The sequence below is a fragment of the Nocardia sp. NPDC060255 genome (assembly GCF_042727395.1).
In the GTDB taxonomy this organism is placed as follows: Bacteria; Actinomycetota; Actinomycetes; order Mycobacteriales; family Mycobacteriaceae; genus Nocardia.
Genome location: NZ_JBHXAU010000007.1, coordinates 1 through 13,653, shown reverse-complemented (window position 1 = coordinate 13,653; position 13,653 = coordinate 1). Strand labels below are relative to the sequence as shown.

The 13,653-nt window shown below is 66.9% G+C and carries 15 protein-coding genes; 8 read left to right on the top strand and 7 right to left on the bottom strand.

The window, feature by feature from the left end; genetic code table 11:
* Window positions 1-222 precede the first annotated feature (222 nt).
* Complete coding sequence (locus ACFWF1_RS15440; RefSeq protein ID WP_379282602.1) at window positions 223-1,662, bottom strand: molybdopterin-dependent oxidoreductase; 1,440 nt, start codon at window positions 1,660-1,662, stop codon at window positions 223-225.
* A gap of 98 nt (window positions 1,663-1,760) precedes the next feature.
* Window positions 1,761-3,065 carry an acyltransferase gene (locus tag ACFWF1_RS15435; protein WP_379322187.1) on the bottom strand — a complete coding sequence of 435 codons (1,305 nt, stop codon included), beginning with the start codon at window positions 3,063-3,065 and terminating at the stop codon, window positions 1,761-1,763.
* Between the two features lie 63 nt (window positions 3,066-3,128).
* Between ACFWF1_RS15435 and ACFWF1_RS15430 the strand changes: the two genes are divergently transcribed.
* Window positions 3,129-3,737 carry a TenA family protein gene (locus tag ACFWF1_RS15430; protein ID WP_379282601.1) on the top strand — a complete coding sequence of 203 codons (609 nt, stop codon included), beginning with the start codon at window positions 3,129-3,131 and terminating at the stop codon, window positions 3,735-3,737.
* Window positions 3,738-3,833: 96 nt separating this feature from the next.
* On the opposite strand, the gene ACFWF1_RS15425 is transcribed toward ACFWF1_RS15430, so the two are convergent.
* Entirely contained in the window at window positions 3,834-4,754 is a 921-nt protein-coding gene (locus ACFWF1_RS15425; protein ID WP_379282600.1) for an NADP-dependent oxidoreductase, read from the bottom strand.
* A 211-nt stretch (window positions 4,755-4,965) separates the two neighbouring features.
* On the opposite strand from ACFWF1_RS15425, the gene ACFWF1_RS15420 reads away from it, so the two are divergent.
* Both ACFWF1_RS15420 and ACFWF1_RS15415 read left to right on the top strand, forming a co-directional pair.
* Window positions 4,966-5,691: a DUF899 domain-containing protein gene (locus ACFWF1_RS15420; protein WP_379282599.1), complete on the top strand. Its 726-nt coding sequence runs from the start codon at window positions 4,966-4,968 to the stop codon at window positions 5,689-5,691.
* A 56-nt stretch (window positions 5,692-5,747) separates the two neighbouring features.
* Complete coding sequence (locus ACFWF1_RS15415) at window positions 5,748-6,197, top strand: DUF1707 domain-containing protein (RefSeq protein WP_379282598.1); 450 nt, start codon at window positions 5,748-5,750, stop codon at window positions 6,195-6,197.
* Between the two features lie 58 nt (window positions 6,198-6,255).
* Here ACFWF1_RS15415 and ACFWF1_RS15410 read toward each other — a convergent pair whose 3' ends face one another.
* Window positions 6,256-7,647, bottom strand: a complete 1,392-nt coding sequence (locus ACFWF1_RS15410; RefSeq protein ID WP_379282597.1) for a glycine--tRNA ligase — start codon at window positions 7,645-7,647, stop codon at window positions 6,256-6,258.
* A gap of 223 nt (window positions 7,648-7,870) precedes the next feature.
* Here ACFWF1_RS15410 and ACFWF1_RS15405 point away from each other — a divergent pair, with 223 nt between their 5' ends.
* The 3 genes from ACFWF1_RS15405 (at window position 7,871) to ACFWF1_RS15395 (ending at window position 9,808) form a co-directional block, all read left to right on the top strand.
* Window positions 7,871-8,221: an ArsR/SmtB family transcription factor gene (locus ACFWF1_RS15405; RefSeq protein ID WP_379282596.1), complete on the top strand. Its 351-nt coding sequence runs from the start codon at window positions 7,871-7,873 to the stop codon at window positions 8,219-8,221.
* Window positions 8,222-8,224: 3 nt separating this feature from the next.
* Entirely contained in the window at window positions 8,225-8,671 is a 447-nt protein-coding gene (locus ACFWF1_RS15400; RefSeq protein WP_379282595.1) for a Fur family transcriptional regulator, read from the top strand.
* Window positions 8,672-8,809: 138 nt separating this feature from the next.
* Entirely contained in the window at window positions 8,810-9,808 is a 999-nt protein-coding gene (locus ACFWF1_RS15395; protein WP_379282594.1) for a hypothetical protein, read from the top strand.
* 266 nt (window positions 9,809-10,074) lie between these two features.
* Here the strand turns inward: ACFWF1_RS15395 and ACFWF1_RS15390 are convergent, their stop codons facing one another.
* The gene (locus ACFWF1_RS15390; protein WP_379282592.1) at window positions 10,075-11,052 is read right to left on the bottom strand and encodes a hypothetical protein; all 978 of its coding nucleotides are present in this window, start codon (window positions 11,050-11,052) and stop codon (window positions 10,075-10,077) included.
* 102 nt (window positions 11,053-11,154) lie between these two features.
* Here ACFWF1_RS15390 and ACFWF1_RS15385 point away from each other — a divergent pair, with 102 nt between their 5' ends.
* Window positions 11,155-11,775 (top strand): TetR/AcrR family transcriptional regulator, encoded by a 621-nt coding sequence (locus ACFWF1_RS15385; RefSeq protein ID WP_379282591.1) that lies wholly within the window; start codon window positions 11,155-11,157, stop codon window positions 11,773-11,775.
* Window positions 11,776-11,873: 98 nt separating this feature from the next.
* On the opposite strand, the gene ACFWF1_RS15380 is transcribed toward ACFWF1_RS15385, so the two are convergent.
* Both ACFWF1_RS15380 and ACFWF1_RS15375 read right to left on the bottom strand, forming a co-directional pair.
* Window positions 11,874-12,149 carry a YggT family protein gene (locus ACFWF1_RS15380; RefSeq protein ID WP_379282589.1) on the bottom strand — a complete coding sequence of 92 codons (276 nt, stop codon included), beginning with the start codon at window positions 12,147-12,149 and terminating at the stop codon, window positions 11,874-11,876.
* A 120-nt stretch (window positions 12,150-12,269) separates the two neighbouring features.
* Entirely contained in the window at window positions 12,270-12,830 is a 561-nt protein-coding gene (locus tag ACFWF1_RS15375) for a methyltransferase family protein (protein WP_379282588.1), read from the bottom strand.
* A gap of 260 nt (window positions 12,831-13,090) precedes the next feature.
* Here ACFWF1_RS15375 and ACFWF1_RS15370 point away from each other — a divergent pair, with 260 nt between their 5' ends.
* Window positions 13,091-13,510, top strand: coding sequence for a hypothetical protein (locus ACFWF1_RS15370; RefSeq protein WP_379282587.1), 420 nt, complete (start codon window positions 13,091-13,093; stop codon window positions 13,508-13,510).
* Window positions 13,511-13,653: the final 143 nt, after the last annotated feature.

Here is a 13,653-nt window from a genome sequence, read left to right as displayed (position 1 = left end):
GATCAGGGGGAACTGGTGCTGGTGGCTTCCTCGGGAAATGCCAGCACCAGCTCCCGTTGATCTTGATCGTAAACTCCGGGACGCGACACCACAGGGTCGACGGCGTCGAGTCCCGCGTTCTTTCTCGGGAGCCGCACACAGTGCGGGTACCCAGAAATCGCACAGACCCCGCGAGGGCTGCGGCCGATGAGCGTCGCAGCGACAAGTAGGACGGCCGGGCGGTCAGACCTGAATGGTGATCGTGTGGAAGCCGGATGGGCCGGTGGGGAAGGGTGCTCGGTGTCGGCCCTCCTGGACTTCGCCGGAGCGGCTGGTAGCTCTGGCCTGGATTCGGTGGTCTCCCGGTGCCAGTTCCACGGCGATGCGCCAGCGGCGCCAAGCGGCGGGGGCCAGTTCGGTGGCGAGATCGGCTGGGCGCCAGTCGCCTTCGTCGATGCGGACCTCCACGTCGGCAACGCCGTGCGGTGGGGCCCAGGCGACTCCGGCGATCGTGGTGGTGCCCGCGGCGGCGCGGCCGGGTGCGGTGACGTCGATGCGGGCCTGTGGTGTTACCGCGAGGGGGCCCGCGGGCCAGCCGCGGCGCCACCAGTAGTCGACGTGGGTGTCGTCGGTGAGTTCCAGTTCGCCAAGCCATTTCGCGCCGGTGTATTGGCCGTAGAGGCCTGGGACGAAGACGCGGGCGGGGAAGCCGTGGGCGGGGGTGAGTGGTTCGCCGTTCATGCCGATCACCACGTAGGCGGGCCATTCGCCGGAGCGCAGCGGGTCGAGCGGCAGCGAGATGGTGTAGCCGTCGACGGCCCTGGTGACCAGGCGGGTGGCGTCGGATTCCGGGATGGCGTGTTTCAGCAGATCGGCCAGCGGGACGCCGAACCAGCGGCCGTTGCCCGCCCGGCCTTCGCCGGGGTGATTGTGCACGCACACCATGACAGCGTCGAATTCCACTGCGTCATCGGCTAATTCGTCCAGCGACAAGCGCAGCGGGTGCGCGACCTTGCCGGTGACGGACAGCCGCCAGTGGGCTGGATCGATCCGGGGCGGGCGCAGGTTGACATCGGCGACATACATTCGGTGTGCCGCGGTGACCAGCGGCGACAGCCCCGGCTCGTCCTCGAGCCCGTCCTGTGGCACCACACCCAGCGCGCCCATCGGGCCGATCCGGCGAATGTCGTTGTCCTGCTTGCGGTCCAGATCGTGCTGCAAGGTATGCGCGGCCGCGAACATCCCGGCGCCCGTCGCCAGCCAGGCCAGTGCGCCGAGTCCGTGCGGCCTACGGCGTAGACCGGCGGCGAGCACCCCGACGGCTGCGACCGCACCGGCGACGGTGGACGTCGAGCGCGTTGGCAGCCGCGTCGCCAACGCGGCCGCACCGGCACCGGACGCCACCGCGACCGGCGTGCGCAGCCGTGCGGGCAAGGCACCGAGCCCGACGGTGGCCGCGACCACTCCTGCGGCGACACCGAGCCGAGTGGCGACCTTGTCGTGCCGACCGGACGCGGCGACGGCGACCTCGACGACCGGCACCGGCGCGACATCGATGAGCGCACGCCCCAGGGTGTCGATCAGCGAGCCACCCCGGGTCGCGGCGATCGCCTCGCCGGCCCCGAGCGCCGCCACCCCGACCACGGCCGCTGCGACCCCGCTCCGGTCTCCGTTCGTCACCACCGCCGGCACACCCGCTTCCAACCCGATCGTCCGCTGTCACCAAGCATTCTGCCCGAACCGCAGCATCGGCCAGCCGGTTTCCCCCGCCGTCGTGCTGGTCATGCGACCCAAACGCGTCGGCTACCAGTAGCGGCCAGCTCGATCGTCTCCTCGGACAGCGCGGTCAGTTCTTTGCCTACCGCGGCGAGCAGCCGGTCCGCGTCGGCACCGCCGCCGAGCAGCCCGATGGTCAGTTGACCGTGGAATGTGTAGAGCAGGAAAGTGACCGCGGCGGAAGCACCTGCCGACGGCCTGGGGTGGGCGGAGAGGTAGACGATTTCGTAGTCGGTGAGCACGAGTCCGGCGGGTGTCCGGAACGGTGGCACAGCGCCGGTATTGGTGATCGCGACGTGCTCGGCCAAGGCGTGAGTTCGGTTGGTTCCGTAGCAGTCGGGGAAGTGCAGTACCGACTGTTGCACGATGCCGTCGGCCAGGTCGTCGCGTAGTCGTTCCGAAATCCGTTGGGCCAGTTCGAGAACGTTGTCCGAGAGATCGATCCCGGCGGCGAACGACGCGAGTCCGGCCATGTTGGTGCCCGCGGCGGGTGCCACCCTCGGGTCCAGCCGCGACCGCATGTCCACCGGATACAGACAGCTCAGCGGGACCGGACCGCTTGTGGCATCGGATGTTTCGGACGCGTAAGCGCGCAACAGTGCGGCCGTGACCAACCCGTTGACGCTCACGGCCCGATGATGCCCGAGTCCGACGATCCGTGCTGTCGCGGCCTGGTCGAGTCGAGCGCGCCTCGGCTGGACGAGCGAACTGGGTGCCGGATCGCCAACGGGGACAGGCGCTCCCGTCGGTGGCAGCGGTCGCGTCACGCCCTCGAAGCCGGACACGCGACCCTCGGTAATGCCATGTTGCGCCACATGCCATTCCAGTGACTGCGGATAGTCCTGCGGCACAACACTTATCGGCGCGGCCTCGACGATGTCGGTGTAAAAGTCCCAGAATCGCGACAGCAGTTCGACGCAGTGCCCGGCATCCGCGATGCTGTGATGCGCGAACAGCGTGACCCGCCACCGACCGGCGCCGGACGTCACCGCGTCCAGATACGCCAGTTGCGTCGCGGGGTCCACCGGGGTGGCCGGCAAACTCACAGTCGCCACGTCGCCCGCGGTGATCGAAGCTCCGACTCGCGAATCTCCCGGGGACAGTAGATAACCCGACCCGGCCGCGTCTTCCTCGATCCGGCACATCACGACCGGAAACGCCAGCTGCAATGCGGCGAAAGCCTCTTTCAACGCTGCCGGATCGAGTTCTCCCGATACCGACACCGACCGGCCCGTGTAGGTGCCGTGCCGTACAAATCGCTGTTCCGATGGTGCCAATACGCGCACCACGTAGTCCTCATCCCGCCACACCTCGCAAGCGTGCGGCAACACCGGCTCGAGGCGCAAATGAACGGATGAGGAACACTGGACAACATGAGTCTCGCCGCGCATCTGGAAGAACTCGGCCGTCCCTTGGTCGAGCATCAGCTCGACCATCCGACCGTGGCGGGCATCGCCAAGGGCGACCTGCCCGAGCCGATCTTCCGTTCCTGGCTGGAGCAGGACTATCTGTTCCTGCTCGACTACGTCCGGGTGTTCAGCCGCCTGGCCTGGCAGGCCCCGGCGGACCACCTCGGCGACCTGGTGGATCTGGCGCACGCCACGTATCACGACGAGCTCGCGCTGCACCGTTCGCTGGCCGCGGAGTTCGGCGCCGACCTCGGCGGTGTCACCAAAGGTGTTGCCTGCGCGGGATATACGAAGTTCCTGCTCGACTCGGCGGCCAATTACGCCGAGGGTCTGGTCGCGATGTACCCGTGCATGTGGGGCTACTCCACCCTGGGTGCGCGCCTCGCCGAGAACCCGCCCGCCGAACCGCGTTACCGCCGCTGGGTCGACACCTACGCCGACCCCGCCTTCGCCGCCCTCACCCGCCGCTGCGCCCAGATGATCGACGAGGCGGGCGCCGACCCGGACCGCGCGGAACACCTCTTCCGCGAAGGCATGCGCCACGAGCTCGCCTTCTGGGATGTCCCCCGCTGAAGACCCACGCCTCTTGATTTCCCGCGCCTGGAATCGCAGCTGGGACCGAAATCCGCATGCGATTTCAGGCGCGGGAAATCAAGAGGCGTGCGGGAATCAGGGGCGCAGCACGATCTTGCCGCGAGTGTGCCGCTGCTCCAGCTCGCGGTACGCCTCTTGCACCTTGTCGATCGGATACACACCGGCAATCGGCGCCTCGATGGTGCCTGCCGCCGCGAGATCGGCCAGCTCGGTGAGCACATCGATGGTGCCCGCGGCAGCATTGCCGTCAGCCTTCACGCCGTACTTCTCCACGGCGGCGAAGTTGATGATGGTGTCGATGCGCTCCACCGGAACACCCAGTTCGACGGCGATGTCCACATAATCGGCACCGAACGTATCGATGAACGCGTCCACACCCTCCGGTGCGGCAGCCCGGAGCCGGTCGATCAGCCCGTCCCCGTACGCAACCGGCGTCGCCCCGATCTTCCGCAGCCAGTCATGATTGCCGTCACTCGCGATACCGATCACCTCGGCCCCGCGCGCACGCAACAGCTGCACCGCGATCGAGCCGACGCCGCCGGCGGCACCGGATACGACGACAGTATCGCCCTCGTTGGCCTCCACCGCCCGCACCGCTGCGAAAGCTGTTGTGCCAGCGACATATAACGCGCCGGCGACATCCCAGTCCAGTCCGGCGGGCTTGGGCGTCACCTGCGCGACGGGCACGACAACATGCGTCGCATGACTGGCCCGGTCGTCGGTGAACCCGAGCACCTCGTCCCCGACCTCGATACCACCGACATCCGCACCGATCTCCACGATCCGCCCCGCGAAATCGGTGCCCTCACCCGACGGAAACGTCGCGGGCCACCGATCGTGCAGCGCCCCGCTGCGGATAGCCGCCTCACCCGGATTGAGGCCCGCCGCGACCACCGCGACGACCACCTGCCCAGGCCCGGCGGTCGGCGTCGCCACCTCGACCACCCGTAACTCGTCGATCCCGCCATACCGATCGAACTTCACCGCTCTTGCCATGCTGAGCTCCTCGCTTCGGTGACTTAAGGCACATCGAGCGTCAACGGCCCACCCGGCCCGGTTATTTCCCGCGACAGCGAGTCCGAAAACCCAGATCACCCCCGGTCCGTCAAGCCCGCTGAACACACCCGTGCCCTACCGGCAGATGTATTCGCCCCGAACATCCCGTCTACACACACGGATCACTGTGCCCGAATCAAGGGAGAACCTCATGAACCGTCCGGCCGTAGCAACCCGCGACGAATGGCTTGCGGCCCGCAAGAGCCTGCTGGCCGAAGAGAAGGCGCTCACCCGCCGACAGGACGAGCTCGCGGCCGCGCGCCGCGCCCTGCCGATGGTCGCGATCGACAAGGAGTACGTATTCGAAGGCGCGACAGGCAAACTCACACTGAGCGAGCTGTTCGAGCAGCGCCGCCAGCTCATCGTCTATCACATGATGTGGCGCTGGGACCTGAACGCGGGCTGTCCCAGTTGCGCGTTCCTGCTGGACAATGTCGGGCACCTCGCCCACCTGCACCACCAGAACACCTCGTTCGCGGTGGTGTCGCGCGGACCGTGGGATGTGCTGCGGGGCTATCAGGATCGCATGGGCTGGACCTTCCCCATGTACTCCTCGCACGGCAGCGACTTCAACTACGACTACCACGCCACCCAGGACGCGTCCATCACCCCGATCGAATACAACTTCCGCACCGAGGCCGAGATCGAGGCCGGCGGGCAGACCTGGCAGCTCGACGGTGAACAGCCGGGCACCAGCGTCTTCTGGCGCGACGACGACGATGCCGTCTTCCATACCTACTCGTCCTACGCCCGCGGCGGCGACATCCACATCGGCACCCACAACTACCTGGACCTCACCCCGCTCGGCAGGCAAAAGCACGTCGGCGAGGCCGTGCATCACGACAGCTACGACTCGGCCGCGCCGCACTGCCACTGAATGTCCGGGCGGCAATTGAAGCGCGGATCGTCCGCAACCGCCCTACGCTGGCACTCGTGGGTGCGGAGAATGTGCGGGCGTCTGATGCGGACCGCGAGAAAATCGTCGACCAGCTGCGGCACGCGATGAACGAGGGCAGGCTGACGCTGCACGAGTACGACGACCGGCTGCAGCAGGTGTACAGCGCCAAGACCTACGGGGAACTGACGCCGGTGCTGGCCGACCTTCCGGCCCAACGCGACTCGCGCACGCCGGTATCGAAGCGGGTGCCGCAGTGGGTCGTGATCATGTGGACCCCGTGGGTCTTCGTGAACATGCTGACCCTGTTGATCTGGGTGGCCACCGGCGCGGGCTACTTCTGGCCGTTCTGGGTGGCGGTGCCGTGGGGCATGGCGTTGCTCATTCCGACCGCGATCGGAATCACCGTGCGGGGCAACAGTTCCGGCTCGGAGCGTCCGCAATTACCGCCGACGCCACCGACTCCGCCGCTGCCACCGACGCACTGAAACGAAGAACGACCCGCACCGATCACTCGGCGCGGGTCGTTTCGTTTTCGCGAATGTCCTACGACCCCAGCAGGTGCTGCGCCAGGTAGCCCTCGACCTTGTCCAGCGCGATCCGCTCCTGCGTCATCGTGTCGCGCTCGCGGATGGTCACCGCCTGATCGTCGAGGGTGTCGAAGTCGACGGTGATGCAGAACGGGGTGCCGATCTCGTCCTGCCGACGGTAGCGACGGCCGATCGCGCCCGCGTCGTCGAACTCCACGTTCCAGTTCCGGCGCAGTTGCGCCGCAAGGTCTTTCGCCTTCGGCGTCAGATCCGCGTTGCGCGACAACGGAAGTACCGCTGCCTTGACCGGCGCGAGCCTGCGGTCCAGCCGCAGGACGGTGCGAGTGTCCACGCCGCCCTTGGCATTCGGCGCCTCGTCCTCGGCATAGGCGTCGACCAGGAACGCCATCAGCGAGCGGGTCAGGCCGGCCGCGGGCTCGATGACGTAGGGCACGTAGCGCTCATTGGTGGTCTGGTCGAAGAAGCTGAGCTCGGTGCCCGAGTGCTCGGAGTGCGTCTTGAGGTCGAAGTCGGTGCGGTTGGCCACGCCCTCGAGCTCACCCCACTCGTTGCCCTGGAAGCCGAAGCGGTACTCGATGTCGGTGGTGCCCGCCGAGTAGTGCGACAGCTTTTCCTTCGGGTGCTCGTAGAGCCGCAGGTTGTCCGGGTTGATGCCGAGGTCGGTGTACCAGGCGAAGCGGGTCTCGATCCAGTACTTGTGCCACTGCTCGTCCTCGCCGGGCTTGACGAAGAACTCCATCTCCATCTGCTCGAACTCGCGGGTGCGGAAGATGAAGTTGCCGGGAGTGATCTCGTTGCGGAAGCTCTTGCCGATCTGGGCGATGCCGAACGGCGGCTTCTTGCGCGCGGTGGTCATCACGTTGGCGAAGTTGACGAAGATGCCCTGCGCGGTCTCGGGCCGCAGGTAGTGCATGCCCTCCTCGGACTCGATCGGGCCGAGGTAGGTCTTGAGCATCATGTTGAAGTCGCGCGGCTCGGTCCACTTGCCGACGGTGCCGCAGCTGGTGCAGGCGATCAGCTCCATCGAGACCGTGTCCGGATCGTCGATCTTGTGCTTGAGCGCGTACGCCTCCTGCAGGTGATCCTGCCGGAAACGGTGGTGACAGTTCAGGCACTCCACCAGCGGATCGTTGAAGACACCGACGTGGCCCGAGGCCACCCACACCTGGCGCGGCAGGATCACCGACGAGTCGAGGCCGACGATGTCCTCGCGGCTGGTGACCATGGACCGCCACCACTGCCGCTTGATGTTCTCCTTGAGCTCGACGCCCAGCGGACCGTAGTCCCAGGCCGACTTGGTGCCTCCGTAGATCTCACCGCTCGGGTACACCAGACCCCGGCGCTTGGCGAGGTTGGCAACGGTGTCCACCTTCGACTTGGGTGCCACTCGAGAATTCTCCATCCACTACGAGTCGGATTGTGCGTTCAGGCCATTGTTTTGCGAGTACGCAACGATACGAAGACAGACTATCGGCCCTGCCCAACCCAGTTTCCACCGCACGGGCAACCGTCGGCGCTTCGCGGAAAACGCGCACGCCGCGGCGCGCCCGTTTGACATGCGCAACTGTGCATATCAAAATGGGATCGCTTTCCAATAAGGAGTTGGTGCCATGACCGCCGAGACCACCACCGCCCATCCGCACAACCCGTACCGCTCGCCCGCGCCCGCGGCGGTACCGGCGCGAACCGTCCTGGAGGATGCGGGCGAGCTGCTGCGCGCGCTGGCCGCACCGGTTCGCATCGCCATTGTGCTGCAGCTGCGCGAGTCGCCGCGCTGCGTGCACGAGCTGGTCGACGCGCTCGGGGTGACCCAGCCGCTGGTGAGTCAGCATCTGCGCATCCTCAAGTCCGCAGGCGTCGTCCACGGCGAGCGGTCCGGTCGCGAGGTGCTCTACGAACTCGTCGACGACCATCTCGCACATATCGTGGTCGACGCCGTCGCGCACGCCGAGGAAGGGTAATTCGTGCCTGAGAACAGTGTCGTTCCGCAGAAGGCGGTCGGCATCCGCAGCACCAGACAGCGCAGTGCCATCGCCGCACTGCTCGGCGACATCGAGGAGTTCCGCTCCGCACAGGAGTTGCACGACGAGTTGCGCAAGCGCGGCGAGGGCATCGGCCTGACGACCGTCTATCGCACGCTGCAGTCGCTGGCCGACGCGGGCATGGTCGACGTGCTGCGGACCGACACCGGCGAGTCCGTTTACCGCCAGTGTTCCACTGGCCACCATCACCATTTGGTGTGCCGCAACTGCGGACGCACGGTCGAGGTGGAGGGCCCGACCGTGGAGGCCTGGGCGGGTGCGATCGCGCGCGAGCACGGGTTCACCGAGGTCAGCCACACCATGGAGGTGTTCGGCACCTGCGCGTCCTGTGTGTCGGCGGGCAACGGCGACGGCCGCACCACGTTGTAGTCCACGCCTCGGTTCACTCAGCGGACCGAGCTCTGGTTAACACCGCGCCTCCCCGTGCAGATTTCAACGCGAACCCACGAACGCCCGGCCGACCCGGGTGTCGCGCTCTGGGGTTTGCACATTTCCGGGAGGCTCAGCGTGCGTACGACCCTGATTTCATCTGTAGTTCCGGCGCGTAGCCGCCGAATCCGCACCGCCGCGGGTGCGGTCGCGCTGCTCAGCGCGGCCGCGATGGTCCTGACCGCCTGCAACGACAAAGACGGTGCGGCAAAACCGGTTTCGGCAACACCGGCCACCAGCGTGGCCGCGAACGGTGCGCCGGGCAGCAACGGTGCGCCAGGCAGCAACAACGCGAGCCAGTCCACGGTACGGACCGTCGGCAAGACCGGCTGGTACGAGGGCTTCGACATCACCGTCAACAAGGCGACCGTGGTGCCCGACGAATTCGGTGGCGCGAAGGTGCTGATCGACATCACTTACAAGAACACCACCCTGGAGAACAACACGATCAGCGGCAACACCTCGCTGCTGGTCGGCGGCCAGGTCGACGGCGGCGCCAGCTGGGACAACCCGACGGTGCCCGGCGGCGGATCGGCCGCGGGCAAGGTGACCACGTCGGTCAAGTCCGCCAAGGACGCCGAGCATCTGATCGACACGATGACCGTGGTGTACGGGCAGGCCGCAGACAACCAGACCAAGATTCCGCTCAGCGCCGCGGGCACGGTGGACAGCGTGCAGCCGAAGACACTGCCCGTCACCGGCACGCTGACCCAGGACCAGACCACCATCGAGGTGACCGCGGGCAAGCTCAGCCCGAGCTACACCAAGAACGAGCACGGCAAGTACGAGCTCGCGCTACACATCAAAATCATTGGCGGGTCCGGTGTTTCGGCGGGCGGCAGCAACATCTTCACCGAGTACTTCTCGCTGAAGACGCCGGACGGACAGAGCCTGGTCGCCGACGATCGCAGCCCGATCAACGAACTGCTCGGCGCGAACCAGACCATCGACAACGCGAAGGACTTCGTCGTCTTCGTCGTTCCGGCCAACGCCACCGGCAACTACGTCCTGACCTACAACAGCCAGAAGGCGGACGGCGCGGCCACCGCACCCACGTTGGCGTTCACCGTCAGCTGATCCACGCATACCCCAAAGCGCCGGCGCCCGAATACTTTTCGGCCGCCGGTGCTTTTCTGCTGCCCGGAGCAGCCGGACGCCACATCCTCGGGCGCTCGACCCTGCGCATCGGTATCCTTCCGATGCTTCCACCGAAAATTATCTTGAACTGATACCCGCAAGGAAGACCGCTGCTAGCGCGATAACCCCCACCAAGGGTGCGGGCCATCGAACGGGACATGACGGCGCGTCTACTCGACGTTTGACGACGTCCCGTTCGGCGAAGCTCAGCCGATGGTGGCCGGGATGGGGGTAGGGGTGGTGGTGGGGATTTCGGGGGTGCGGGCGCGCAGGGCGCCGATGCCGAGGAGCGCGAGGGCGGCGGCGGCCCAGATCAGCAGTATCACAAGGGGTCTGGTGGCGCCGGCGCCGTCGAAGAAGGCGACCGAACGTAGTAGTGCGGCGGCGGCGCCCGGCGGGAGGAGTTGGCCGATGGCGCCCCACGGTTGCGGGAGCAGTTCGGGTGCGGAGGTGGCGGCGGAGAACGGGTTGCCGATGAGCAGCATGGTCAGTGCGGCGATGCCGATGCCTGCCCGGCCGATGGCGGCGGAGAGGCCGACTACCGCGCCCGAGACGGCGAACGAGACCAAGCCGGCGACGGCGGCCAGTTCGAGGTAGGCACCCGGCACGACCGACATCCAGCCCTGGATGATCTCCATGCTCAACAATCCGCCGACGATGCCAAAGGTCACCAGCCCCAACGCTTTTCCGCCGATCGTCGGGATCAGCAAGCTGAGCAATACGCCCGCCGCGATGCCCGACAACGCCAGCGGCAGCACCATGGCGCCGAACGCGGTGCCGCGTGGATCGTCGGAGTCGGCGGCGACCACGTCGTCCACTCGCACCGCCGGGAGGCCGGACAGCTGCTGGCCGATCTGCGTGAGTTGTTGCGCGACAGCCGGACTCGCGGCGGAGGCGATCAACACGCGCAGCGGCCCGTCGCCGGTGACGATGGCGCCGTACACCTTTCGGTCCTCGATGGCGGCGCGGGCGGCGGCCTCGTCGGCGGGGCGGGAGATATCGAAGGCGTCGGGACCGTGCTCGGTCAGCTGGCCGACGACCACGTCGGCCTGCGGGCCGGTGACCGCGATGGGCAGATCACGGGGGGCGATATTGGCGGCGGGCCAGGCGAAGGCGATCAGCATCAGAGCCTGGAGCAAAGCGGCGCCGACGCCGACGGCGAGCGCACGCTGCGTGGTATTCATGACGTTCTCCCGTAAATCGAATGACCGTTCTCTTTCGATGCACTCATCGTCGCCCGCACCCATGAGCTTGTCAAGAACGGATGTTCGTTTTACTTTAGAAGCATGCCCCGAGTCAGCGAAGAACACCTGGAACGCCGCAGGCAGCAGATCCTCGACGCCGCCCGCCGGTGCTTCGCCCGCAAGGGTTTCCACGAGACCTCCATGCAGGATGTCTTCGCCGAATCAGGACTGTCCGCCGGGGCCGTCTACCGCTATTTCAACAGCAAGGACGACCTCATCGGGGCGCTGGCCAGCCAGACGACAGTCACCCTGCGCGCGCTGATGACCGAGCTGATCCGCAGCGAACCGCTGCCGCCACCGGACGTTCTCGTCGCCGCGCTGGCCGAGCACGTCACCGCCCGCAGCGGACCCGACGACCCGCTGCGATTGGTCCCGCAAGCGTGGGCGCTGGCGCTGGTGCACCCCGACGCCGCCGAGTACGTCAAAGAAGCCATCCTCGCCATCCGCAACTGCTGGTACGAATACACCGAACGCATGCGCGACGCAGGCTGGCTACCCGCCGACGCCGACATTCACGCGGTAGCCACCGCCATCATGGGCGTGATACCCGGATTCATGTTGCAACACTTGATAATCGGCGACATCGACCCGCAAACCCTGGCCCGCGGCCTCCGCACCCTACTCCCCTACGGCCCGCCGCCTGACCCTCCGCGCACAGCATAATCCGCACTCTCTCTCGGGATCGGCACTGTCTTTAGGGCCCTAAAGACAGTGCCGATCCCGAGAGAAGGTGCGGCAGTTGTCAGCCTGGGCGCGATGGCCTAGAGGCTGAAGGCGATTCCGCGTAGGACCAGTGCGACGATGAATACCACGGTGAAGGCTAGGTCGATCGCGAGACCGCCGGCGCGGATCGGTGGCAGGACGCGGCGGACCGGTGCGATGATCGGTTCGGTCGCGGCGTGCGCCAGTTCGCGGGGGCGGTTGGCCCAGCTCGGGCTGTTGCCGAGGGCCAGCATCCAGTCGAACACCATGCGCGCGAGCAGCAGCACGATGAATATCGTCAGTGCGTAACCGATGACGGTCCCGATAAGGCTCATTCCGAACTCCTTCGTGGTGGCCGGGTTGGCCTTCTCACCAGTCTCAACGCACCGGAACACCCGAAAAGTGTCTCGTTTGCCGGATTCTTAGATGACTATCAGCGAACCGGCGACGACTGCTCACCACACGCCGGGGACGAGCCGTTTGGTACCGGCTCGGTATGTCTCGTACGGGCGGCCGATGGTCTCGACCAACGCCCGCTCTTCGACGTCGATCCGCCTGCTCAACGCATAGACCGGAAGCGCGACGGCGATGAGCAGCGAGAGCCAATTCCCCGCGGCCAGGCCCAGGCCGGTCGTGATCAGCAGGACACCGGTGTAGGACGGATGGCGCACCCACCGGTACGGGCCCCGGTCGACCACCGTCTGGTCACTGTCGACCTCGACGGTCGTCCGGAACGAACTGCCCAGCACCGTGATTGCCCACACTCGCACGACCAGCCCCAGCCACATGATCGCGAGCCCGGCGATCTCCCACGGCAGATGCGATCGGCCGGGCAGCTGGAACACGCTGGTCGCGGGCAGGAAGGACGCGACCGCGATGGCACCGTTGACGGCGACCGCGACGAGCAGCACGATGGTCAGCCGGGTGCCGCGGTCGTGCTCGGTCGATCCCTTGCTACGCAAGCGATCCCGCACCCGCAGGGCGACCTCGAGCGCCAACCACACCCAGGTACTCACTATCGCAGCGTGCACGGCACTCGCTCCTTCGGCGGATTCGTCCGGCCAGTACAGCGAGCAAACCACCGAAAGCCGTGGCTGCACATCAGGGACCTCCCTGATTCGATGCCAGCGCACCACGAGTCAACGGCAACTCGCTGGCAGACCCCAAGGAACTGACGGCCCGTCGATCCGCGCCGGGCCATTGATCGCGGACACCGCCTGTGTCAGTGTCGGGGCGGCCCCCCGTGGGGAAATCGGTTTGTCGGAAGGGATCTGCTGTGACCGTTTCAAAGAAGACCGCTGCCACGCTCGGCGCGTTGACCGCCGCGATCGCGCTGGCCGCACCGACCGCTGGGGCCGCGGTCACCCGCGTCGACGTCGCGCCCGGACTAAGTTTCGGTAGCTCGGGCGGCGGCTACGGCACCGGCTGCTCCTACACGGTCACCGCGACCGCACGACCCGGCGCCACCGTGACGTACCTCGACGATGTCGAGGGCGGCCGGACCATCGATACGTTCAAGCCGGTCACCCAGGTCGCGGACGCATCCGGCAAGGCCAGCACCACCTGGACCCCCGTCAAGAAGGGCAAGCACGACATCTGGGCCGCCGAGTACGTCCAAGGCGAGTCCTACATCATGACGACGGTGACCGTCGGGACCGGCCTCAACCTCGGCCCCGCATGCGTCGTGCTGCCGTGATCGCTTAGCGCACAGCCGTATTCGATTGCCTGCGTGCTGATCTCGTCGGGCAACGCCGTGGCGGCGAATGTGCCGACCGACCATCTCATCGCCGCAAGTGGCACGGCCGGCCGCGATCGATTCGCGGCGATCGTCGCGGGCAA